The sequence below is a fragment of the Streptomyces sp. WG5 genome (genome assembly GCF_049974565.1).
Classification (GTDB): domain Bacteria; phylum Actinomycetota; class Actinomycetes; order Streptomycetales; family Streptomycetaceae; genus Streptomyces.
Genome location: NZ_JBNGGC010000106.1, coordinates 1 through 2,548 on the forward strand (window position 1 = coordinate 1; position 2,548 = coordinate 2,548).

A 2,548-nucleotide genomic window follows, 5' to 3' on the forward strand; every position below is an offset into this window, starting at 1 on the left:
CGTCCCAAGGTCGACGCGGCCCTCCACCTGCACGACCTCACCCGGCACCTCGACCTCGCCGACTTCGTCCTCTTCTCCTCCGCCGCCGGCACCTTCGGCGGCGCGGGCCAGGCCAACTACGCCGCCGCCAACGCCTTCCTCGACGCACTCGCCCGCCACCGGCAGGCCCACGGCCTCGCCGGAACCTCCCTGGCCTGGGGCCTGTGGGCCGAGGCCAGCGGCATGACCGGCGAACTCGACTCGGCCGACAAGGACCGCATGACCCGCTCCGGGGTCCTCGGCCTGTCCTCCGACGAGGGCCTGGCCCTCCTCGACACCGCCCGCGGCACCGGCGACGCCCTCCTCCTCCCCATGCACCTCGACCTGGCGCCGCTGCGCCGGGCCGACGCGAGCATGGTGCCCAACCTCCTGCGCGGCCTGGTCCGCACCACCACCCGCCGCGCCGTCGGGGCACCGGCGGCCGGCGGCGGCACGCCGCTCGTCGACCGGCTCGTCCGCCTGCCCGACGGCGAACGCGACGCCCTCCTGCTCGACCTCGTCCGCGGCCAGGTCGCCGCCGTCCTCGGGCACGCCACTCCAGACGCCGTCGAACCCACGCGCGCTTTCAAGGACCTCGGCTTCGACTCGCTGACGGCCGTCGAGTTCCGCAACCGGCTCGGCGCGACCGCCGGCGTACGCCTGCCCGCCACCCTCGTCTTCGACTACCCGACGCCGAGCGTGCTCGCCGGCTACCTCAAGGACGAACTCATCGGCTCGCAGGCCGCGGTCGCCGCTGCCGCCGCCGTACCCACCCGGGCCGCGACCGCCGCCGAGGCCGACGACCCCATCGCGATCGTCGCCATGAGCTGCCGCTTCCCCGGCGACGTCCGCACCCCCGAGGACCTCTGGAGCCTGCTCGCCGACGGCCGCGACGGCATCGGCCACCTCCCCACCGACCGCGGCTGGGACCTCGACGCCCTGTACCACCCCGACCCCGACAGCCCCGGCACCTCCTATGCCCGCGAAGGCGGCTTCTTCTACGACGCCCACCACTTCGACCCGGCCTTCTTCGGGATCAACCCGCGCGAGGCCCTGGCCATGGACCCCCAGCAGCGCCTGCTGCTGGAGACGTCCTGGGAAGCGTTCGAACGGGCCGGCATCGACCCGGGCGACCTGCACGGCCGCCAGGTCGGCGTGTTCGTCGGCCAGATGCACAACGACTACGTCTCCCGGCTGAACACCGTCCCCGAAGGCGTCGAGGGCTACCTCGGCACCGGCGGCTCCAGCAGCATCGCCTCCGGCCGCGTCTCCTACACCTTCGGCTTCGAGGGCCCCGCCGTCACCGTCGACACCGCCTGCTCGTCGTCGCTCGTCGCCCTGCACCTCGCCGCGCAGGCCCTGCGCAACGGCGAGTGCACGCTCGCCCTGGCCGGCGGCGTCACCATCATCACCACCCCCGACGTCTTCACCGAGTTCAGCCGCCAGCGCGGCCTCGCCCCCGACGGCCGCTGCAAGCCGTTCGCGGCCGCCGCCGACGGCACCGCGTGGGGCGAGGGCGCCGGCATGCTGCTGGTGGAGCGGCTGTCCGACGCCCGCCGCAACGGCCACCCGGTCCTCGCGGTCGTCCGAGGCTCCGCAGTCAACCAGGACGGCGCCAGCAACGGCCTCACCGCGCCCAACGGGCCCTCGCAGCAGCGGGTCATCCGCGCCGCGCTGGCGAACGCCGGCCTGACCGCCGCGGACGTCGACGCGGTCGAGGCGCACGGCACGGGCACGACGCTGGGCGACCCGATCGAGGCGCAGGCGCTCCTGGCCACCTACGGGCGTGACAAGACCGAGGACCAGCCGCTGTGGCTGGGCTCGGTCAAGTCCAACTTCGGCCACACGCAGGCCGCGGCCGGCGTCGCGGGCATCATCAAGATGGTCATGGCGATGCGTCACGGGGTGCTGCCGCAGACCCTCCACGTGGACGAGCCCAGCCCGCACGTCGACTGGTCCGAGGGCGCGGTCTCCCTGCTGACCGAGCGGATGGACTGGCCGGAGACCGGCCGCCCGCGCCGCGCCGGCGTCTCGTCGTTCGGCATGAGCGGCACCAACGCACACGCCATCATCGAGCAGGCCCCCGACACCGCGCCGGTCCCGGTTGCGGCCGGGAACGCACCCTCCGTGCGCGCCGTTCCGTGGCTCCTCTCCGCGCAGACGCCCGAGGCCCTGCGCGCCCAGGCCGGCGCCCTGCGCGCCCACGTCGAGGCCCACCCCGACGCCCACCCCGCCGACATCGGACACTCCCTCGCCACCACCCGTGCCCTGTTCGAGCAGCGCGCGGCGGTCGTGGCGGCGGACCGGGACGCGCTGCTGCGCGGCCTGGCCGCCCTGGCGGCGGACGCCACGACGGGACCGGTGACGCGGGGTGCCGCCGGTGCCGGAAAGCTCGCCTTCCTCTTCACCGGGCAGGGCAGCCAGCGGCTCGGCATGGGCCGGGAGCTGTACAAGGCCTATCCGGTGTTCGCCGAGGCACTTGACGCGGTGGGTGAGCGGCTTGGGCTGGGTGTGCTGTTCGGTGATGACG

Annotated in this window: 1 protein-coding gene; it reads left to right on the top strand. The window is 74.7% G+C overall.

The window, feature by feature from the left end; genetic code table 11:
• On the top strand, nucleotides 1-2,548 hold a 2,548-nt coding region (locus ACP4IX_RS36035), incomplete at both ends, for a beta-ketoacyl synthase N-terminal-like domain-containing protein (RefSeq protein ID WP_426558846.1).